Genomic DNA, 20,218 nt, shown 5'->3' on the forward strand with positions numbered 1-20,218 from the left:
TGAACTACTTTCGTATTTTAAGGAAAATATGCATGGCTACTATCAGTAACCTCGGGATAGGTTCTGCAGGACTCGGGGATTTATATAATCAGTTGGAAGCGGCAGAGAAAACCAAGCTGACGACGATTACTTCCCAGCAATCAACGTATAACGCACAGTTAAGCGCTTACGGCAAGCTGCAGAGCGCCATGACATCGCTGCAGACTGCCACCGCTGCACTGGGTAAAGCCACCACCTGGAACTCAACGTCCGTGAGCAGCACCAACACGGCCTTTACCGCCACGACGACGGCTGATGCGTCCGTGGGTTCCTTTGTGGTTAACGTCAACCAGGTTGCAAAAGCACAGGCGCTCACTACCGGCTCCTATGCGAACAACACAGATCTGCTGGGCGATACGACAGGGACGACGCGTAAAATCACCATCACCCAGCCGGGCACGAAAACGCCTTTAGAGGTCACACTGGCCGATGGTGATACGTCGCTGGCCGGGATCGCGAGCGCCATTAACAAAGCGAACGGCAACGTCACCGCCAGCGTCATTAAAGCGAAAGACGGTGATTACCGCCTGATGCTGTCATCAAAAACCACCGGTACCGATGGTGCGATGACCGTCAGCGTCACCGGCGACGCCAAGCTGCAAAGCGCAATTGGCTACGATTCAACCACCAAAACGGGCGCGCTGACGGTGAACACCGACGCGCAGAACGCGATTGTGGTGGTGAACAACATATCTATCGAGCGCCAGTCGAATACCATTACCGATGCGCTGCCTGGCGTGACTTTCTCGCTGAAAGCAGAAAGCAAGGCAGATGAAACACTAGAGGTGACTCGCGCAACGGATGCTAACCAGAAGGCGATTACGGACTGGGTCACGGCGTACAACTCGCTGCAGTCCACCATTAACAGCCTGACAAAATATGTGCCGGTCGATGCAGGCTCTGGCAGCCAGTCTACCAGCAACGGCGCGCTGGTCGGTGATGCGAACGTGCGTGGGATCCAGTCTCAGCTGCGCGGTCTGCTGACCGAAGTGCAGGCCGGCTCTGTTCAAATCATGGCCCAACTGGGGATTACCCAGGACCCGGTAAAAGGCGCAGACGGTACCGTCGGTAACCTGAAGGTCGATACCGACAAGCTGAAAAAAGCGCTGACCGACAACCCGAACGCCGTACAGCAGTATTTTGTCGGTGACGGGAAGAAAACCGGCATGGCCACGCAGATGAACAACACGCTGACCACCATGCTCAGCACCAGTACCGGCAGCGCCGGTGTGATCCAGAACGCGAAAGACGGGATCAACAAAACGCTGAAAACCCTGGGCGAACGCTATGATGCCATGGATGCCCAAATTGAAGCCACCATGGCACGTTACAAAACCCAGTTTACCAGCCTGGACGTATTAGTCACCAAAATGACCAATACAGCCAACTACCTGACCCAACAGTTCTCACAGAAATAGTCGTCGCATTGAGGAGTGGATATGTATAACACCTCTGGTGTTCAATCCTATCAGCAGATAGGAGTCGAAAGCGCAGTGATGAATGCCAGTCCACACCAGCTGATTGTCATGTTGTTCGACGGGGCGCATAGCGCCCTTGTCCGCGCGCGTTTGTTCCTGGAAGCCGGACAAATTCGTGAAAAAGGCGAAGCGTTATCGAAAGCCATCAACATCATCGACAACGGTTTAAAAGCAGGACTGAATATGGAGGTTGAGAGCGAGTTGTCCGGTAACCTTGCCTCCTTGTACGAATATATGGTTCGACGTTTGTTACTGGCGAATGTCAGTAATGACGTAGACGCAATTGTTGAAGTCGAGGGTTTATTAAACAACATTGCGGATGCGTGGAAGCAAATCGGCCCCAATGCGTCCTCTATTTCAGGATAATTTTGATGAATAATCCCAGCGCAGCGCTTAGCCACTGGCAGGCGTTACATGCTCAGAGCATTGCTATGCTAAATCTCGCACATTCTGGTCAATGGGATGCGCTTATCGAGCAGGAAATGCATTACGTACAACTGGTGGAAAGGATTTCTCAAACGCCCATCATGTCATGCCCTCCGGCTCAGGTTGAGCAAGCGCGTGCGCTGCTGGAAATGATCCTTGAAAATGAGAATGCGCTAAAAGCGCTGCTGAAAGTTCGAATGGACGAACTGCGCAATCTGATCGATCAAACCGGCAAACAGCAATCCATCACGTCTACCTATGGAAAGCTGTCAGGGAATATTCTTTACCCAGAAAGTTTTACCCGCGACACACAACTATGATTTCTTCATCCATACTCCAGAAGTCTGCCAATGGCTTCTGGAGCAAGGATGATGAAAAACCCCACCCTGTTACAATGTTTTCACTGGTACTACCCTGCTGGCGGTGAATTGTGGCGAGAGGTCACGGCGTTAGCACCCAATCTTAACGAAATCGGCATTAACATGATCTGGCTACCGCCCCCCTATAAAGGCGCGTCAGGCGGGTATTCTGTCGGTTATGACTCCTATGACCTGTTCGATCTGGGCGAGTTTGACCAGAAAGGGAGTATCGCCACCAAATACGGTGACAAAGCGCAACTTCTTGAGGCCATTGACGCCCTCAAGCGCAACGACATTGCCGTGCTGCTGGACGTGGTGGTCAACCACAAAATGGGCGCCGATGAAAAAGAGCCTGTGCGCGTTCAGCGCGTGAACGAGCAGGATCGCACGCAAATCGATGATGAGGTCATCGAGTGTGAAGCCTGGACCCGCTATACCTTCCCTGCCCGCGCCGGGCAATATTCCCAGTTCATCTGGGACTACAAATGCTTCAGCGGCGTCGACCACATTGAAAACCCCGATGAAGACGGCATCTTTAAAATCGTCAACGACTACACCGGCGAAGGCTGGAACGATCAGGTTGATGATGAGATGGGTAATTTCGACTATCTGATGGGCGAAAATATCGACTTTCGCAATCACGCCGTCACCGAGGAGATCAAATACTGGGCCCGCTGGGTCATGGAACAGACGGGCTGCGACGGTTTTCGTCTGGACGCCGTCAAGCATATTCCCGCCTGGTTCTACAAAGAGTGGATTGAGCACGTCCAGGAAGTCGCCGACCAGCCGCTGTTTATCGTGGCGGAATACTGGTCCCACGAGGTGGATAAGCTTCAGGCCTATATTAACCAGGTCGAAGGCAAAACCATGCTGTTTGATGCCCCCCTGCAGATGAAATTCCACGAGGCGTCACGTCAGGGTCGGGATTACGACATGAGCCAAATCTTCACCGGCACGCTGGTGGAAGCCGATCCGTTTCATGCGGTGACCCTCGTCGCGAACCATGACACCCAGCCTTTGCAGGCGCTGGAAGCCCCGGTCGAAGCATGGTTTAAACCGCTGGCGTATGCGCTGATCCTGCTGCGGGAAAATGGCGTGCCGAGCGTCTTTTATCCGGACCTCTTTGGTGCCAGCTATGACGATACGGGTGGAGACGGAGAAACGTACCATATTGATATGCCGATCATTGAGCTGCTCCACGAGCTGATCCTCGCGCGCCAGCGTTTCGCCCACGGCGTACAGACGCTGTTTTTTGACCATCCTAACTGCATCGCCTTCAGCCGCAGCGGTACGGAAGACGATCCCGGCTGCGTGGTGGTGATGTCAAACGGCGACGACGGGGAGAAGGTGATTTGCCTGGGGGAAAACTACGGCAACAAAACGTGGCGTGATTTTCTCGGCAATCGCGAAGAAACGGTCACCACGGCGGCAGATGGCGAAGGAACATTTACCTGCAAAGGCGGAAGCGTCAGCGTGTGGGTGATTGAGGATGCGTTGTAGAAACAATGCCGGGTGGCGCTGACGCTTACCCGGCCTACGGGACGGTACTTTTGTAGGCCGGGTCAGGCGAAGCCGCCACCCGGCAAAAAAACGGCTACGGTAGTTTACTCGCCAGCGGATTCTTGCTCAGGTAATCGGCACACTCAACCGTTGGGCGATCGACCTTCTGCAGCTCCAGCCCGTCGTACTCAAGCGTCGAGCCATCGCGCTCCAGCGGATAGATATCCAGCTTACGCGTCACGTTGTAATAACTGTCTGAACGCAGCATGATTTTACCCGGCACGGCAATCACGCGTTGCCACTGACGGCAGTCCAGCGTATCGCCCTCTTCCGTCACCACCAGCGTGGCAATCGCTTCAGGGCTGACCATGTTGCTCTGCGGCCCTTTTGACTGCCAGTATCCCGCCAGATGCGCCGGGACAGGATGCTTGATCACGTCGTTATAATTATCGACCTGAACGCACCCGGTCAGTGCCAGCAGCGCGCCAGCAATTGCTATTTTTTTCATCATCTTTCCTGCATTCGAAGAAAAAAATATTGTGGCATTAAAGCGCTGCGGCTGCCAGCGAAGATCGACAGGTCTTAGACCTGCATCCCCATGACCTCTTGATAGGCCGACACCAGCTTGTTACGCACCTGGATCCCCATCTGCAGAGAAACCGAGGCTTTTTGCAAATCGGTCATCACATCATTCAGCGCCACGCCCGGCTCGCCGAGGGTGAACTTCTCAGCCTGAGTGCGCGCTGCGGTCTGGGTATCACTGATACGGTCAAGAGCGGCATGCAGTTGCCCTGCAAAGCTGATGCTCGGCTGCTGATCTGCCACATTCTGGTTACGGGCCGTCATCGCCGTTGCCTGCAACTGACTGATTACCCCTTCAATGCCCTGTATAGCCATGACTCTCCCCTGGATGGTTTTTTACGCGGTCAAGACTAACAGCTTGTCAATAAGATAATGGCGGTAAATAGCATGAAAAAACCAGGTTATTTGACGCATAGAAAATCACGAATCATCAAATAATGGCAGGGCCATCAATATGGAACTTTTGTCGTGTTTGCCGACCCGGGAGTCAGTTTTGTTTCTCTACACGAATAACGTAAACCACCAGGATTTAAGAGGTGCGCAATGAGTGCAACAGCATCGACAGCGCCGCAGAATAAATCACTCGAGTGGATGAACCGCCTTCGCGCGAATCCTAAAATCCCGTTGATCGTGGCAGGCGCTGCCGCAATTGCGATCCTTGTAGCGATGGTCCTGTGGGCGAAAAGCCCTGATTACCGGACGCTCTACAGTAACCTTTCCGATCAGGATGGCGGCGCCATCGTCACCCAGCTGACCCAGATGAACATCCCTTATCGCTTTGCCGATAATGGTGGTGCGCTGGAGGTCCCGGCAGATAAGGTGCACGAACTGCGTCTGCGCCTGGCCCAGCAGGGGCTGCCAAAAGGCGGCGCGGTAGGCTTTGAGCTACTGGATCAGGAAAAATTCGGTATCAGCCAGTTCAGCGAGCAGGTGAACTACCAGCGTGCGCTGGAAGGTGAACTGGCCCGCACCATTGAAACATTAGGCCCGGTGAAGAGCGCCCGCGTGCACCTGGCGATGCCTAAACCTTCCTTATTTGTCCGCGAACAGAAATCACCTTCGGCTTCCGTGACCGTGAACCTTGAGCCTGGCCGCGCGCTGGACGAAGGGCAAATCAGCGCGGTGACGCATCTCGTCTCCAGCGCCGTCGCCGGTCTGCCGCCGGGTAACGTGACGCTGGTTGACCAGAGCGGTCACCTGCTGACGCAATCCAACACCGCCGGTCGCGATCTGAATGACGCGCAGCTGAAATATGCCGCCGATGTCGAAAGCCGTCTCCAGCGTCGTATCGAAGCGATCCTCGGCCCGGTTGTGGGCAACAGCAACGTGCACGCGCAGGTCACCGCGCAGATCGACTTCTCGAATAAAGAACAAACCGAAGAGCAGTACAGCCCGAACGGCGATGCGGCTCAGGCGGTCATGCGTTCGCGTCAAATCAACTCCAGCGAGCAGATTGGCGGTGCCTACCCGGGCGGCGTGCCGGGCGCGCTGTCTAACCAGCCTGCCCCGGCAAACGCGGCGCCGATCTCTACGCCGCCGGCCAATCAGCAGAACGGCCAGCAGAATAACCAGCAGACCACCTCTACGGCGAATAACAGCGGCCCACGAAACACCAGCCGTAACGAAACCACGAACTACGAAGTGGATAGAACGATTCGTCACACTAAACTGAACGTGGGCGATATTCAGCGTCTCTCTGTTGCGGTAGTGGTGAACTACAAAACGCTGGCGGATGGCAAACCGTTGCCGTTGACCGCCGAGCAGATGAAGCAGATTGAAAACCTGACCCGTGAAGCGATGGGTTACTCCGAGAAGCGTGGCGATACCCTCAACGTGGTGAACTCACCGTTCAACTCGGTTGAAGAGACCGGCGGTGAACTGCCGTTCTGGCAACAGCAGGCGTTTATCGACCAGCTGATGTCCGCAGGACGCTGGCTGCTGGTACTGATTGTCGCGTGGCTGCTGTGGCGTAAGGGCGTTCGTCCACAGCTCCAGCGCCGTGCCGAAGCTGAAAAAGCGGCTCGCGAGCAGATGAATGCGCGTCAGGAAACGGAAGAAGCGGTTGAAGTTCGCCTCAGTAAAGATGAACAGATGCAGCAGCGCCGTGCTAACCAGCGCATGGGTGCCGAGGTGATGAGCCAGCGCATTCGCGAAATGTCAGATAACGATCCGCGCGTCGTGGCGCTGGTCATCCGCCAGTGGATGGGTAACGAACATGAGTAATACGCTTACGGGCACCGATAAAAGCGTCATCCTGTTGATGACCATTGGCGAAGATCGCGCGGCAGAGGTGTTTAAACACCTCTCCCAGCGAGAGGTACAGATTCTCAGTGCGGCCATGGCCAACGTGCGTCAAATCTCCAACAAACAGCTGACCGAAGTGCTGTCGGAGTTTGAGCAGGAAGCCGAACAGTTTGCCGCGCTGAACGTCAACGCCAACGACTACCTGCGTTCCGTGCTGGTCAAGGCGCTGGGCGAAGAGCGTGCCGCCAGCCTGCTGGAAGACATTCTGGAAACGCGCGATACCGCCAGCGGTATCGAAACGCTCAACTTTATGGAACCGCAGAGTGCCGCCGACCTTATTCGCGACGAGCACCCGCAGATTATCGCCACCATCCTTGTCCACCTAAAACGTGGTCAGGCGGCCGATATTCTGGCGCTGTTCGAAGAGCGCCTGCGTCACGATGTGATGCTGCGTATCGCCACCTTCGGCGGCGTCCAGCCAGCCGCGCTAGCGGAGCTGACCGAGGTGTTGAACAACCTGCTCGACGGCCAGAACCTCAAGCGCAGCAAAATGGGCGGCGTGAGAACGGCGGCGGAAATCATCAACCTGATGAAAACGCAGCAGGAAGAGGCCGTCATTACGGCGGTTCGCGAATTCGACGGCGAGCTGGCACAGAAAATCATCGACGAGATGTTCCTGTTCGAAAACCTCGTCGAAGTGGACGACCGCAGCATCCAGCGCCTGCTCCAGGAAGTGGATTCCGAGTCGCTGCTTATCGCCCTCAAAGGTGCCGAGCAGCCGCTGCGCGAGAAGTTCCTGCGCAACATGTCTCAGCGTGCAGCCGATATCCTGCGCGACGACCTTGCCAACCGCGGCCCGGTTCGTCTGTCTCAGGTGGAAAACGAACAGAAAGCCATTCTGCTTATTGTTCGTCGTCTGGCGGAAACCGGCGAGATGGTGATTGGCAGCGGAGACGACACCTATGTCTAATGAGCTGCCGTGGAAGCGCTGGACGCCGGACGATCTGGCCCCTCCCCTCTCCGAGTTCACGTCAGCCGTGATCCCGACCGAGGAGCTTGACCCGGACGTCGAACAGCCTGAGCTAAGCGAAGAAGAGCAGCAAGCACAGATGCTGGCTCAGCTGCAAATGCAGGCGCACGAGCAGGGCTACAATGCCGGTCTGAACGAAGGCCGGCAGAAAGGCCACGAGCTGGGGTATCAGGAAGGCCTGTCAAAAGGGTTAGAGCACGGTATCGATCAGGCGCGCCAGCAGCAGGCGCCGATCCATGCCCGCATGCAGCAGCTGGTGAGCGAGTTTCAGCACACGCTGGACGCGCTGGACAGCGTGATTGCCTCGCGACTGATGCAGATGGCGCTGGAAGCCGCGCGTCAGGTGATCGGCCAGACGCCCGTGGTGGATAACACGGCGCTGATTAAACAAATTCAGGGCCTGCTGCAGCAGGAGCCGCTGTTCAGCGGTAAGCCGCAGCTGCGCGTCCATCCGGACGACCTGCAGCGCGTGGAAGAGAGCCTGGGCGCGACGCTAAACCTGCACGGCTGGCGTCTGCGCGGCGATCCGTCGTTACATCACGGCGGCTGCAAAGTCTCAGCCGATGAAGGCGATCTGGATGCCAGCGTCGCCACCCGCTGGCAGGAACTGTGCCGTCTGGCGGCACCAGGAGTCGTCTGATGACCGCACGCCTCACCCGCTGGCTCACCACGCTCGACAATTTTGAGACGAAGATGGCGCAACTGCCCTCTGTTCGTCGTTATGGGCGACTGACGCGCGCCACCGGTCTGGTACTGGAGGCCACCGGCCTGCAGCTGCCGCTGGGCGCGACCTGCGTGATCGAGCGTCAGGACGGTCTGGAAACGCGTGAAGTGGAAAGCGAAGTGGTCGGGTTCAACGGCCAGCGCCTGTTCCTGATGCCGCTTGAAGAGGTGGAAGGCATTTTGCCCGGCGCGCGCGTGTATGCCAAAAACACGTCTGGCGATGGGCTGCAAAGCGGGAAACAGCTGCCACTTGGTCCTGCCCTGCTGGGGCGCGTGCTGGACGGCAGCGGGAAGCCGCTCGACGGGCTGCCCTCGCCGGACACCACCGAAACCGGCGCATTAATCACCCAGCCGTTTAACCCCCTGCAGCGAACCCCTATCGAGCATGTGCTCGATACCGGCGTACGCCCGATTAACGCCCTGCTGACCGTGGGACGTGGGCAACGTATGGGCCTGTTCGCCGGGTCAGGCGTGGGTAAATCCGTTCTGCTCGGCATGATGGCGCGCTATACCCAGGCCGACGTTATCGTTGTGGGCCTGATCGGCGAACGTGGTCGCGAAGTTAAAGATTTCATTGAAAACATTCTGGGTGCGGAAGGCCGTGCCCGCTCGGTGGTCATTGCCGCACCGGCGGACGTGTCACCGTTACTGCGTATGCAGGGGGCAGCGTATGCCACCCGCATCGCCGAAGATTTTCGTGACCGCGGCAAGCACGTGCTGCTGATCATGGATTCGCTGACCCGCTACGCGATGGCACAGCGTGAAATCGCGCTCGCTATCGGTGAGCCACCGGCGACCAAAGGCTACCCGCCGTCGGTCTTCGCCAAACTCCCTGCCCTGGTGGAACGTGCGGGGAACGGCATCAGCGGCGGCGGCTCCATCACCGCGTTCTATACGGTGCTGACCGAAGGCGATGACCAGCAGGATCCGATTGCCGACTCTGCGCGCGCGATCCTTGACGGCCATATTGTGCTGTCGCGTCGTCTCGCCGAAGCCGGACACTATCCGGCAATTGATATTGAAGCCTCTATCAGCCGCGCAATGACGGCGCTGATAACCGAGAAGCACTACGCCCGCGTGCGTAACTTTAAACAACTCCTCTCCAGCTTCCAGCGCAACCGCGATCTGGTCAGCGTGGGGGCGTATGCCAAAGGCAGCGACCCGATGCTCGACAAAGCGATTACCCTGTGGCCGCAGCTGGAGGCATTTTTACAACAAGGCATTTTTGAACGTGCCAACTGGGAAGATTCAATTCAGGCACTGGAGCTGATTTTCCCGCAGGTGTAACACAGGTGGAGGGCGAAGGTCATGGCGCAAAACAGCGCGTTATCAACGCTGAAAGATCTGGCTGAAAAAGAAGTTGATGATGCCGCATTGCAGCTTGGCGCAATGCGACGCGGGTGCCAGCAGGCTGAAGAACAGTTGAAGATGTTAATCGACTATCAGCATGAATATCGCACCAACCTCAATACCGATATGACACAGGGCATTGGAAGCCAGCGCTGGATTAACTATCAGCAGTTTATCCAGACGCTGGAGAAGGCGATAGATCAGCATCGCCAGCAGCTTCACCAGTGGACCCAGAAAGTCGATACCGCGCTGAATTTCTGGCGCGAGAAGAAGCAGCGACTGCAGGCCTGGCAGACCTTACAGGACCGACAGATTGCGGCAACGACCCTGGCGGAAAACCGTCTGGATCAGAAAAAAATGGATGAGTTTGCCCAGCGCGCATCAATGAGGAAACCGGAATGATCACACTGCAACAACTGCTGATGAGCGACAGCGACCTGTCAGGCGGTACGCAGACGGGGAAAGGCACCGACGGTGCACAGGACTTTCTCGCGCTGCTCGCGGGCGCCCTGTCAGACGCGACGGGCAAGGGCAAAGATGCGCCACTGACCCTGGCTGACCTGAAAGCCGCCGGCAGCAAGCTGTCCCACGTTGCTCAGGAAGCCAAAGGGGATACCACCCTGCAGGCCAAAATTGCCGACCTGCTCTCGCGCCAAACCGCGCTGAATGGCGACGAAACGGCGCCCGTCACCTCGCTTGATACGCTGGTTTCCGGACTGGTGCCGCTGTCTAAAGGTGACGCACTGAAGACGATCAATGCCGCGAACAGCAAAGATGACGGTAAAAGCGAGCTGAGCGAAGAGGAGTTGGCCGGATTGAGCGCCCTGATGGCAATGCTGCCGCACCAGCAAACTACCGCCTCTCGCGTAGCTGGCAGTGACGGCGTTTCCGCCACCGCAACGCTGAGTACAGCAGCGCTTGCGCAAAACGGCGCGGGCCAACCGTCCCTGAACGCGCTTCCGGGAAGCCATGATAAAGCGCAGAGTGCTGCGCCTTATCAGAGCCAGGCGAAAAACAGCGACCCGGCCCTGTCGAGCAACGCGCCGGCCACGCCGGTCGTGGCCGCAACCGCAGAGAAGCAGGAGCTCGCCAGCGCCTCCTCCTCATCATCGCCGACGGCTACCCTGGCACCGATTATGTCCAGCCATGCAACCAGTCAGACGGCCGCCACCGTTGCTCCCGCGCCGGTATTAAGCCAGCCTCTGGGCACGCATGAATGGCAGCAGTCCCTGAGCCAGCACATCACCCTGTTCACCAAACAGGGCCAGCAGACGGCCGAGCTGCGTCTGCACCCGGAAGATCTGGGTCAGGTGCAAATTTCGCTTAAGCTGGATGATAACCAGGCGCAGTTGCAGATGGTCTCTGCGCACAGCCATGTCCGCGCGGCGCTGGAAGCCGCGCTGCCGGTACTGCGAACCTCGCTGGCAGAAAACGGCATTCAGCTTGCGCAGAGCAGCGTCAGCAGCGAGAGCTTTGCCGGGCAGCAGCAGTCCTCATCCCAGCAGCAGCACCAGGCTTCGCGTTCCGGCAACACCGGCGGTTTTAATGAAGAGAGCGATGAACTACTGCCCGTTCCTGCCACCCTGCAATCCGCCGCGCGCGGTAACAGTGCCGTAGACATCTTCGCCTAAACGCCAGAGGTAGCGTGATTATCCCCGTCTTTTCCACGCTTTGACGACAGCAGGACACGGGATAATCACCTTATTAAGCTGTACCGAAACAGGAAGCTCGTATCAGATGACTGACTCCGCTATCACCAAAAAAAGTAAGCGTTCCATCTGGATCCCGCTGCTGGTGTTGATCACGCTCGCCGCCTGCGCTACCGCGGGCTATAGTTACTGGCGTATGCAGCAGGAACCTTCAACCGCTGCGGCCAAAGCCGAACCTGCACCGCCACCGGCGCCGGTATTTTTCCCTCTGGACACCTTCACCGTGAATCTCGGTGACGCGGATCGTGTGCTGTACGTCGGTATTACGCTGCGCCTGAAGGATGAAGCCACGCGCGCGCGTCTGAATGATTATCTTCCGGAGGTGCGTAGCCGCCTTCTGCTGCTGTTCTCTCGTCAGGACGCTTCGGCGCTGGCCACCGATGTGGGTAAGCAAAAGCTGGTCGACGCCATTAAACAAACGCTGGCGACCCCGCTGGTAAACGGCCAACCTAAGCAGGAAGTCACTGACGTTCTGTATACAGCCTTCATTCTGCGGTAACGACATGGGCGACAGTATTCTTTCTCAGGCAGAAATCGATGCGCTGCTCAACGGCGACAGCGATAAAAGTGATGATCCGCAACCGGGTATCGGCGGCGATAGCGATATTCGTCCCTATGACCCGAATACCCAGCGTCGCGTGGTACGTGAACGTCTGCAGGCGCTGGAGATCATTAACGAACGTTTTGCACGTCAGTTCCGTATGGGGCTGTTTAACCTGCTGCGTCGTAGCCCGGATATCACGGTCGGTGCGATCCGCATTCAGCCGTATCATGAGTTTGCCCGCAACCTGCCGGTGCCAACCAACCTTAACCTGATTCATCTGAAGCCGCTGCGCGGCACCGGTCTGGTGGTGTTTTCCCCAAGCCTGGTGTTCATTGCGGTGGATAACCTGTTCGGCGGCGACGGGCGCTTCCCGACCAAAGTAGAAGGTCGCGAATTCACCCACACCGAACAGCGCGTCATTAACCGCATGCTGAAGCTGGCGCTGGAGTCTTACAGCGACGCGTGGAAAGCGATTAACCCGCTGGAAGTGGAGTACGTCCGTTCTGAGATGCAGGTGAAATTTACCAATATCACCACCTCCCCGAACGATATCGTCGTTAACACCCCGTTCCACGTGGAGATCGGTAACCTGACCGGCGAGTTCAACATCTGCCTGCCGTTCAGCATGATCGAACCGCTGCGCGAGCTGCTGGTTAACCCGCCGCTGGAGAACTCCCGCAACGAAGACCAGAACTGGCGTGAAAACCTGGTCCGCCAGGTCCAGCATTCGCAGCTTGAGCTGGTGGCGAGCTTCGCCGATATCCCGCTGCGGTTATCTCAGATCCTGAAATTACAACCCGGTGATGTTTTGCCGATAGAAAAACCCGACCGCATTATTGCCCATGTGGATGGTGTCCCCGTGCTGACAAGCCAGTACGGCACGATTAACGGTCAGTATGCGTTACGCGTTGAGCACTTGATCAACCCGATTTTGAATTCGCTGAATGAGGAACAGCCCAAATGAGTGACATGAACAATCCGTCCGATGAAAACAGCGGAGCACTGGACGATCTGTGGGCTGACGCGTTAAACGAGCAAAAAGCGACCCCGGCCAAAAGCGCAGCGGATGCCGTATTCCAGCAGCTCGGCGGCGGTGATGTCAGCGGCACGCTGCAGGACATCGACCTGATTATGGATATCCCGGTTAAGCTGACCGTTGAACTGGGACGCACACGTATGACCATTAAAGAGCTGCTGCGCCTGACGCAGGGTTCCGTGGTGGCCCTTGACGGCCTGGCCGGCGAGCCGCTGGATATTCTGATCAACGGCTATCTGATTGCTCAGGGTGAAGTGGTGGTGGTAGCCGATAAATACGGCGTACGTATCACCGACATCATTACCCCGTCTGAACGTATGCGTCGTCTGAGCCGTTAAGCATGAAAACCCAGGCAACACTATCGCAACCTTCTGCCGTTCCCGGCTCACCTCTGCTCCAGGTGAGCGGGGCGTTGTTCGGTATTATTGCCTTTATTCTTATCACCGCCTGGCTGGCGAAGCGCTTTGGCCTGGCGGGGAAAACCGCCGGCGCCCGCGGGCTGAAGGTCAGCGCCAGCACCACCCTGGGACCACGTGAACGCGTGGTCATCGTCGAGGTGGACGATGCGCGTCTGGTTCTGGGCGTCACGGCGTCAAACATCAGCGTATTACATAAGCTGCCGCCCGCCCCTGCTGTGGTGGATGAGCGTGCAGAGGCCCCTGCGGATTTCCAGTCCGTGATGAAGAGTTTGCTTAAGCGTTCCGGGAGATCCTGATGCGCCGTTTGTTATCCCTGACGCTTGCGGGCGTTGGCCTGTTTGCTCCCGCGGTCTATGCGCAACTGCCCGGTCTGGTGTCAACCCCTCTCGCAGGCGGCGGCCAAAGCTGGTCGCTTCCGGTGCAGACGCTGGTATTCATCACCTCGCTGACGTTTATTCCGGCTATCCTGCTGATGATGACCAGCTTCACCCGCATCATCATCGTTTTTGGTCTGCTGCGAAACGCGCTCGGCACCCCTTCCGCTCCGCCAAACCAGGTTCTGCTCGGACTGGCGCTGTTTTTGACCTTTTTCATTATGTCGCCGGTGATCGATAAGATTTACACCGACGCCTATCAGCCGTTCAGCGAAGATAAAATCTCCATGCAGGAAGCGCTGGATAAAGGCGCGCAGCCGCTGCGGGAATTTATGCTGCGCCAGACGCGCGAAGCGGATTTGGCCCTCTTTGCCCGCCTGTCCACCACAGGCGAGCTGCAGGGACCGGAAGCGGTACCCATGCGTATTCTGCTGCCCGCCTATGTGACCAGCGAGCTGAAAACCGCGTTCCAGATCGGCTTTACCATCTTTATCCCGTTCCTGATTATCGACCTGGTGATCGCCAGCGTCCTGATGGCGCTCGGGATGATGATGGTGCCGCCCGCGACCATCGCCCTGCCCTTTAAGATCATGCTCTTTGTGCTGGTCGACGGCTGGCAGCTGCTGGTCAGCTCGCTGGCGCAGAGTTTCTACAGTTAAGGAACGGCAATGACACCCGAATCGGTCATGATGATGGGCACGGAGGCGATGAAAATTGCCATTGCCGTTGCCGCTCCGCTGCTGCTTGTCGCGCTGGTTACCGGTCTGATTATCAGTATTCTGCAGGCCGCCACGCAGATTAACGAAATGACGCTGTCGTTCATCCCGAAAATCATCGCCGTGTTCGTGGCGATTATCGTGGCCGGACCGTGGATGCTGAACCTGCTGCTGGACTATATGCGCAACCTGTTTACCAATCTGCCGTACATCATCGGCTGACCTGACGATGCTGCACTTCACCAGCGACCAGTGGGTTCAGTGGCTCGGCGTCTACTTCTGGCCGATGCTGCGCATCATGGCGCTGATCTCCACCGCCCCCATTCTCAGCGAGAAATCGATACCCAAGCGTGTCAAAGTGGGGCTGGGGATTATCATCTCCATTATCGTCGCACCGTCTCTCCCTCCCGTGGATATTCCGATCTTCTCGGCGAATGCGGTGTGGGTCGCCCTGCAGCAGGTGATGATTGGCGTTGCCGTCGGCTTTACCATGCAGCTCGCTTTTGCCGCCGTGCGTACCGCGGGGGAACTGATTGGCCTGCAGATGGGGTTATCGTTCGCCACGTTTGTCGATCCCGGCAGTCATCTCAACATGCCCGTGCTGGCGCGCATTATCGATCTGCTCGCCATGCTGCTGTTCCTGTCGTTCAACGGCCATCTGTGGCTTATCTCCATGCTGGTGGACACGTTCCATACGCTGCCGATTGGCGAAAACCCGGTGAACAGCAACGCTTTCCTGGCGCTCACCCGCGCCGCGGGGCTGATCTTCCTGAACGGGCTGATGCTGGCGCTGCCGATCATCACCCTGCTGCTGACCGTCAACCTGGCATTAGGTTTACTGAACCGAATGGCGCCGCAGCTTTCGGTGTTTGTCATTGGTTTTCCGTTAACGCTGACGGTCGGAATTTTATTAATGTCATTACTGATGCCACTGATCGCTCCCTTCTGTGAACATTTATTCGGCGAGATATTCAACCTGTTAGCGGATATTGTCAGCGAACTGCCTCGTAAATAATAGACCGTACTGTTGCTACTGTCTTTCTGAGGATATTCCTAAAATAAAACGCGAAAAACATCTTCCAGGATATATCTGACGCGGTTTAATTGTTTCTAACCACCTCACAATACTTAATATTTACTTTACTTTAAGAAGATTCCTGGCAAATTATACGTAACTTTACGGGATAGTGAGTCCGCCTGAAAGTCTTTGTCATGCTCACAGGTTTATTATTTTTTTCCATCCCGTATGGCTGTTTTGAGCTCTCAGGCAGATGGTGAATTATCGTTACGCATTGAGTGAGGGTATGCCATGTCAACGATCATTATGGATTTATGCAGCTACACCCGGCTAGGGTTAACCGGGTACCTGGCAAGCAGAGGGGTAAGAAAGAGAGACATCAACGATGCACACACCGTTGACGAACTCGCAGCCGCTTGTGACGAACTAAAACCAGGCGTGGTGTTTATTAATGAGGACTGTTTCATTCACGATCCAGCCAACAGTCAGCACATTAAGCAAATCATTAATCAGCATCCAAAAACCCTGTTTATTGTTTTTATGGCGATCGCGAATATCCATTTCGATGAGTATTTGTTGGTCCGTAAAAATTTATTGATCAGTTCTAAATCGATTAAACCCGAGTCGCTGGATGACATTTTGGGTGATTATTTGAATAAAGAAGTTAAAAATGTAGGAGCGGTTAACTTACCCACCCTATCATTAAGCAGGACTGAATCAAGTATGCTGCGAATGTGGATGGCGGGACAAGGAACTATTCAGATCTCTGACCAGATGAATATTAAAGCGAAAACCGTTTCATCACACAAAGGAAATATTAAACGGAAAATTAAAACGCATAATAAGCAAGTGATCTACCACGTGGTACGCCTGACCGATAATGTGACGAACGGGATTTTCGTCAACATGCGTTAGTCGCTTAAGACCCTGTGCACCCTACCTTTGATCTCTGGCCTGGCCAGAGATTTTTGCTTCTGCAGAGGGTGTCGGGCACGCGATGTGCTACCCGACGCCGTGTTAGTCTGCTTTCTCAACAAAAATACCGTCCGGATGCCCCAGTTCGTTAAAAAACCAAATGCCGAGCGGGTAGTCTTCCAGTGATACCAGGTACATTGTCCCTTCGCTAAACTCTTCAATTGCCAGCACCACACCCGGGCGGCGCGGCCCACCGTCCGTTTTAACGGTTACCCGATCGTTGACCTTCATACATTCCTCCTCTGGTTTTGAGCCAGTGTAGAACAAAACGCAAAATCGCACATCGCCGCCCGGTGTGAATGGCGTTTTTATCTACAGTCTATACTTAGCGATGGACCCGGCTGAATGAGGAACCCCGCAATGAAGACCGATAAAGAGTACAGCGACACCATCAAGCGCGAAGTCGAGGTGGATGTCGATGCCCTGCTGGCCGCCATCAATGAGATTAGCGAGTCAGAAGTCCGCAGGACGGACGACAATTCGGACCGCGTCATTGTTAACGGAAGGGATTATCACACCTATCGTGAGCTGGCGGAGGCCTTCGAGCTCGATATTCACGACTTTAGCGTGTCGGAAGCCAATCGTTAGCGCGAAAAAAATCCCGGTCATGGGGATGACCGGGATCAAAACTTGCTTATGCAAGAAGCACTTGAAAATTCGTTACACCAGGAAATCTGATGTACAAGCCACACTATCCCCAACGAATTTGTCTGACAAGCATATATTCTTATGATGAATATAATATTTTTAACATAATGCTTTTCGTTATGAGCAATAACTTACGCCGAATGCGGGTTTGCCAGGGATTGTTCCCATTTCATCTGTTAACAATTCGGTTATTTTTTAGGAATTTTCTTAGAACGAAACGCAACCGTCATCGGGAGTCACTATGCCTTCACTGCGGGATACCTTGCTGATTTTTTCTGACCTGGATGGCGCGTTGCTGGATATTCATACCTACGACTGGCAACCCGCAATGCCCTGGCTGGACAGGCTACAGGATAACCAGATTCCGATTATTCTCTGCAGCAGCAAAACCGCGGCAGAGATGCTGGATATTCAGCAGGATCTGGGGCTGGAAGGCCTGCCGTTTATTGCCGAGAACGGCGCGGTAATACAGCCTGACGTGCGCTGGGACAAGGTCCAGCGTCAGATCCGGGGGATGACGCACCGGGATATTCGCCCGCGAATCGAGCAGATTCGTCTGCAGACGGGCTTTAAATTCACCACCTTTGACGATGTGGATGAGCACGTTATCAGCGAGTGGACCGGACTGACGCGCTACCGTTCGACGCTTGCCCGCAAGCATGAAGCCTCCGTCACGCTCATCTGGCGCGATACCGACGAGAAATTGGTCCAGTTTGAAGAGCAACTGGCGCACATCGGCCTGAAGTGTGTGCAGGGGGCGCGCTTCTGGCATATTCTCGACGTCCGCTGCGGTAAAGACGTGGCGGTTAACTGGCTGATTGAACAGTATCGCGAACAGGACGAGATCGAGCCCACCACGCTGGGGCTCGGCGATGGCCCTAACGATGCGCCGCTGCTCGACAGCATGGACTTCGCGGTGGTCATCAAGGGGATTAACCGCCAGGGTATCACGCTACGGGACGATAACCCCGAGCGGGTCTATCATACCCAACAGACCGGCCCGGCAGGCTGGCAGGAGGGGCTGGATCACTTCCTGTCCTGATCCCGCCACACGACCCGGTTACGCCCGCTCTGCTTAGCCTGATAAAGCCGGACGTCCGCCACGGACTGCAGCTGTTCAAAATCGTAATTGCCCGTTTCATCCGCGCTGCTGACGCCCAGCGACGCGCTGATGCGCAGGGTGGTGCTCTTCTTCACCAGGATCTCCTTACTGGTGATTCGGCAACGAATGCGGTCAGCGACGCCTCTCGCCTCCTCCAGACCAATGCCGGGAAGGACCACACAAAACTCTTCTCCGCCGACGCGCCCGGCCACATCATTCTTGCGTAACGCGCTGGCAATCACGCCTGCCGTATGGGAAAGCACCTTATCACCGGCCTGATGGCCGAAACGGTCGTTAATGCTTTTAAAATGGTCGAGATCGATCTGAATCACCGAGAACGGCAGCGACTGCTGACGGCAGGTTTCCGCCAGCAATTTGGCGCGGTCGAACAGCGCGCCGCGATTATTCAATCGGGTCAGCGGATCGTGCCAGGCCTGCCACTGGAGGGAGTGCTGAAGCGTATACATGTTACTCACCATCCGACGGATCACCAGCCACGAGATCAACAGCATGGCGGTAAAGAGTGCCCACAGCAGCGCCAGCACGATACTGATACTGCCGAAATCATCCTGCACCCCTTCATGCAGGGTGTGGATCCGCAGGACGACGCCATCGAAGTGATCGAGCCGCTCCCAGGTGATAAACCGGCTCCCGAGGCGGATCCCGCCGCCGGTATCATGCTCAATCGCCTGGGCAATCTGCGCCGTTTCGCGTTCGTCAAAATGGTTAACCAGGCTTCCCGCGTGGGCAGAGGTGGCAATCATATTGAGCCGGGTATCATACAGCTGATACTCCCCTTCCGTCCGGTCTTCCGTCGCGTCGGTCAGCAGACGCTGCATCGTGTCTAAGGTAAAGTCCATCGCCACGACGCCGTACCAGTAGTGATCGAAATAGATGGGGACGCTGGCGGTGATCGTTCGTTCATCCCCGGTCCAGGATGAAGGGGTAGAGATAAACCAGCGCACGGCGCGCGCGCGATTGTTACGTTCTGACTGCTGGGTAAACCAGGACTGCGTGACCAGATGATAATAGCGGGCGGTAATATCGCCCGCCCGGTCCGGCGTATCCGTGGAAAGGAAAAAACCGGCGCGAGAGACGTAGATCACCCGCGCTTCTGTTTGTGCTCTCGATGACGCCAGCCTGAGCAGATACCCCACTTCGAGCGCGGCAGAAATTTCATGACTGATGCGCTCAGCGTCCCGGTTCAGAAGCGTGGTTTTATCCACGAATGCATCCGAGACCCCGTTAAGGGGAAGCGTGCGCTTTTTATCAACGGCAAGCTGCCAGGTGGGGAGCATGCGGACGGTATTAAAGCGTGACACCGCATCCTGTAAGACATCAAAGGCCAGCGGCGTCTCGATTGCATCATGCATGCCCTGGCGGAATAACAGCATCCTGTCGACGCTGTTCTGTAACTGCCTGTCCAGCGAACTGGCCACCGTATCCAGATGGTTGCGCTGGCTGGAGATGTACGCCTCTTCCAGCACTACCACCTCACGCCAGGTCAGGAGCGTGGAAAACACCAGAACGATCAGAAAACAGAGATTAACAATCCGCCCCGGATTGCTACGCTTATGCAGCCATTGCAAAAAAGTTTGTCTTACAACAAAGGTATCGCGCTGCACACACACTCCCTGATTACTGCTCTTTACCCGAAACCTGAGATAAAAACGCCCGGCAAAGCCGGGCGTTATGTGATTAAGCCTTGTCCCGCTGGTGCTGCCCGTCACCCGGCTGAAGCTCATCTTCACGGAATGCTTCCCGCTTGATGCTATAGCCATCGTGCCACCGACATTCCACCATTCCGCTGGAATACCCGGTGACGATCATACGTGGGCCGCCCTTCTTAGGCTTAACTTCATCACTGACCAAAAAGACCATACCTGCCTCCTGTATCAGGGTGAAACTGTTTCAATTTAGACGAGGAATGGTCTTTTTGCATCCTG

24 protein-coding genes and 1 pseudogene are annotated in these 20,218 nt (G+C 56.0%); 20 read left to right on the forward strand and 5 right to left on the reverse strand.

Going from position 1 to position 20,218, the window contains the following annotated elements; all coding sequences use genetic code 11:
- Positions 1-32 precede the first annotated feature (32 nt).
- Genes fliD through amyA form a run of 4 tightly spaced genes read left to right on the forward strand, consistent with a single transcriptional unit; the run spans position 33 to position 3,802 of the window.
- Positions 33-1,457, forward strand: a complete 1,425-nt coding sequence (gene fliD, locus BMW97_RS13605; RefSeq protein WP_090392923.1) for a flagellar filament capping protein FliD — start codon at positions 33-35, stop codon at positions 1,455-1,457.
- Between the two features lie 21 nt (positions 1,458-1,478).
- Positions 1,479-1,883 (forward strand): flagellar export chaperone FliS, encoded by a 405-nt coding sequence (gene fliS, locus BMW97_RS13610; RefSeq protein ID WP_025912252.1) that lies wholly within the window; start codon positions 1,479-1,481, stop codon positions 1,881-1,883.
- A 5-nt stretch (positions 1,884-1,888) separates the two neighbouring features.
- Entirely contained in the window at positions 1,889-2,263 is a 375-nt protein-coding gene (gene fliT, locus BMW97_RS13615; protein WP_008500332.1) for a flagella biosynthesis regulatory protein FliT, read from the forward strand.
- A gap of 51 nt (positions 2,264-2,314) precedes the next feature.
- Positions 2,315-3,802, forward strand: coding sequence for an alpha-amylase (amyA, locus tag BMW97_RS13620; protein ID WP_090392993.1), 1,488 nt, complete (start codon positions 2,315-2,317; stop codon positions 3,800-3,802).
- A gap of 94 nt (positions 3,803-3,896) precedes the next feature.
- Here amyA and yedD read toward each other — a convergent pair whose 3' ends face one another.
- Complete coding sequence (gene yedD / locus BMW97_RS13625) at positions 3,897-4,310, reverse strand: lipoprotein YedD (protein ID WP_048029396.1); 414 nt, start codon at positions 4,308-4,310, stop codon at positions 3,897-3,899.
- Positions 4,311-4,384: 74 nt separating this feature from the next.
- Positions 4,385-4,699, reverse strand: coding sequence for a flagellar hook-basal body complex protein FliE (gene fliE, locus BMW97_RS13630; protein ID WP_008500329.1), 315 nt, complete (start codon positions 4,697-4,699; stop codon positions 4,385-4,387).
- 228 nt (positions 4,700-4,927) lie between these two features.
- Between fliE and fliF the strand changes: the two genes are divergently transcribed.
- The 14 genes and pseudogenes from fliF (at position 4,928) to rcsA (ending at position 16,462) form a co-directional block, all read left to right on the forward strand.
- Positions 4,928-6,607 (forward strand): flagellar basal-body MS-ring/collar protein FliF, encoded by a 1,680-nt coding sequence (gene fliF, locus BMW97_RS13635; RefSeq protein WP_069718962.1) that lies wholly within the window; start codon positions 4,928-4,930, stop codon positions 6,605-6,607.
- The gene (gene fliG / locus BMW97_RS13640) at positions 6,600-7,598 is read left to right on the forward strand and encodes a flagellar motor switch protein FliG (RefSeq protein ID WP_008500327.1); all 999 of its coding nucleotides are present in this window, start codon (positions 6,600-6,602) and stop codon (positions 7,596-7,598) included. The genes fliF and fliG overlap by 8 nt, the downstream gene beginning before the upstream one ends.
- On the forward strand, positions 7,591-8,298 hold the full coding sequence (gene fliH / locus BMW97_RS13645) for a flagellar assembly protein FliH (protein WP_090392925.1): 708 nt from the start codon (positions 7,591-7,593) through the stop codon (positions 8,296-8,298). The genes fliG and fliH overlap by 8 nt, the downstream gene beginning before the upstream one ends.
- Complete coding sequence (gene fliI / locus BMW97_RS13650; protein ID WP_045908161.1) at positions 8,298-9,668, forward strand: flagellar protein export ATPase FliI; 1,371 nt, start codon at positions 8,298-8,300, stop codon at positions 9,666-9,668. Before fliH ends, fliI begins: the two co-directional genes overlap by 1 nt.
- Before the next feature lie 21 nt (positions 9,669-9,689).
- Entirely contained in the window at positions 9,690-10,133 is a 444-nt protein-coding gene (fliJ, locus tag BMW97_RS13655; RefSeq protein ID WP_021241386.1) for a flagellar export protein FliJ, read from the forward strand.
- Entirely contained in the window at positions 10,130-11,362 is a 1,233-nt protein-coding gene (gene fliK / locus BMW97_RS13660) for a flagellar hook length control protein FliK (protein WP_090392927.1), read from the forward strand. The genes fliJ and fliK overlap by 4 nt, the downstream gene beginning before the upstream one ends.
- A 106-nt stretch (positions 11,363-11,468) precedes the next feature.
- Complete coding sequence (gene fliL / locus BMW97_RS13665; RefSeq protein WP_021241388.1) at positions 11,469-11,939, forward strand: flagellar basal body-associated protein FliL; 471 nt, start codon at positions 11,469-11,471, stop codon at positions 11,937-11,939.
- A 4-nt stretch (positions 11,940-11,943) separates the two neighbouring features.
- Positions 11,944-12,948 carry a flagellar motor switch protein FliM gene (fliM, locus tag BMW97_RS13670; protein WP_008500320.1) on the forward strand — a complete coding sequence of 335 codons (1,005 nt, stop codon included), beginning with the start codon at positions 11,944-11,946 and terminating at the stop codon, positions 12,946-12,948.
- Positions 12,945-13,358, forward strand: a complete 414-nt coding sequence (gene fliN, locus BMW97_RS13675; RefSeq protein WP_008500318.1) for a flagellar motor switch protein FliN — start codon at positions 12,945-12,947, stop codon at positions 13,356-13,358. Before fliM ends, fliN begins: the two co-directional genes overlap by 4 nt.
- A 2-nt stretch (positions 13,359-13,360) precedes the next feature.
- On the forward strand, positions 13,361-13,735 hold the full coding sequence (gene fliO, locus BMW97_RS13680) for a flagellar biosynthetic protein FliO (RefSeq protein WP_090392929.1): 375 nt from the start codon (positions 13,361-13,363) through the stop codon (positions 13,733-13,735).
- Complete coding sequence (fliP, locus tag BMW97_RS13685) at positions 13,735-14,472, forward strand: flagellar type III secretion system pore protein FliP (protein ID WP_090392930.1); 738 nt, start codon at positions 13,735-13,737, stop codon at positions 14,470-14,472. The genes fliO and fliP overlap by 1 nt, the downstream gene beginning before the upstream one ends.
- Before the next feature lie 9 nt (positions 14,473-14,481).
- Positions 14,482-14,751, forward strand: coding sequence for a flagellar biosynthesis protein FliQ (fliQ, locus tag BMW97_RS13690; RefSeq protein WP_008500315.1), 270 nt, complete (start codon positions 14,482-14,484; stop codon positions 14,749-14,751).
- A gap of 7 nt (positions 14,752-14,758) precedes the next feature.
- Positions 14,759-15,551, forward strand: a pseudogene (gene fliR / locus BMW97_RS13695) (flagellar biosynthetic protein FliR); the annotation flags it as partial.
- Positions 15,552-15,838: 287 nt separating this feature from the next.
- The gene (gene rcsA, locus BMW97_RS13700) at positions 15,839-16,462 is read left to right on the forward strand and encodes a transcriptional regulator RcsA (RefSeq protein ID WP_008500313.1); all 624 of its coding nucleotides are present in this window, start codon (positions 15,839-15,841) and stop codon (positions 16,460-16,462) included.
- A gap of 102 nt (positions 16,463-16,564) precedes the next feature.
- On the opposite strand, the gene dsrB is transcribed toward rcsA, so the two are convergent.
- Positions 16,565-16,753 (reverse strand): protein DsrB, encoded by a 189-nt coding sequence (gene dsrB / locus BMW97_RS13705; RefSeq protein ID WP_008500312.1) that lies wholly within the window; start codon positions 16,751-16,753, stop codon positions 16,565-16,567.
- Positions 16,754-16,882: 129 nt separating this feature from the next.
- Between dsrB and yodD the strand changes: the two genes are divergently transcribed.
- Together yodD and BMW97_RS13715 are read left to right on the forward strand one after the other, a co-directional pair.
- On the forward strand, positions 16,883-17,110 hold the full coding sequence (yodD, locus tag BMW97_RS13710; protein ID WP_013097742.1) for a YodD family peroxide/acid resistance protein: 228 nt from the start codon (positions 16,883-16,885) through the stop codon (positions 17,108-17,110).
- A 301-nt stretch (positions 17,111-17,411) separates the two neighbouring features.
- Complete coding sequence (locus BMW97_RS13715) at positions 17,412-18,212, forward strand: mannosyl-3-phosphoglycerate phosphatase-related protein (RefSeq protein WP_090392932.1); 801 nt, start codon at positions 17,412-17,414, stop codon at positions 18,210-18,212.
- On the opposite strand, the gene dgcQ is transcribed toward BMW97_RS13715, so the two are convergent.
- Both dgcQ and BMW97_RS13725 read right to left on the reverse strand, forming a co-directional pair.
- Positions 18,197-19,897, reverse strand: a complete 1,701-nt coding sequence (dgcQ, locus tag BMW97_RS13720; RefSeq protein ID WP_090392934.1) for a cellulose biosynthesis regulator diguanylate cyclase DgcQ — start codon at positions 19,895-19,897, stop codon at positions 18,197-18,199. The two genes, BMW97_RS13715 and dgcQ, sit on opposite strands and share 16 nt — an antisense overlap.
- 73 nt (positions 19,898-19,970) lie before the next feature.
- Positions 19,971-20,153 (reverse strand): YodC family protein, encoded by a 183-nt coding sequence (locus tag BMW97_RS13725; protein ID WP_023618677.1) that lies wholly within the window; start codon positions 20,151-20,153, stop codon positions 19,971-19,973.
- Positions 20,154-20,218 lie beyond the last annotated feature (65 nt).

The sequence above is a fragment of the Enterobacter sp. NFIX58 genome (genome assembly GCF_900110475.1).
GTDB lineage: Bacteria > Pseudomonadota > Gammaproteobacteria > Enterobacterales > Enterobacteriaceae > Enterobacter > Enterobacter quasiroggenkampii.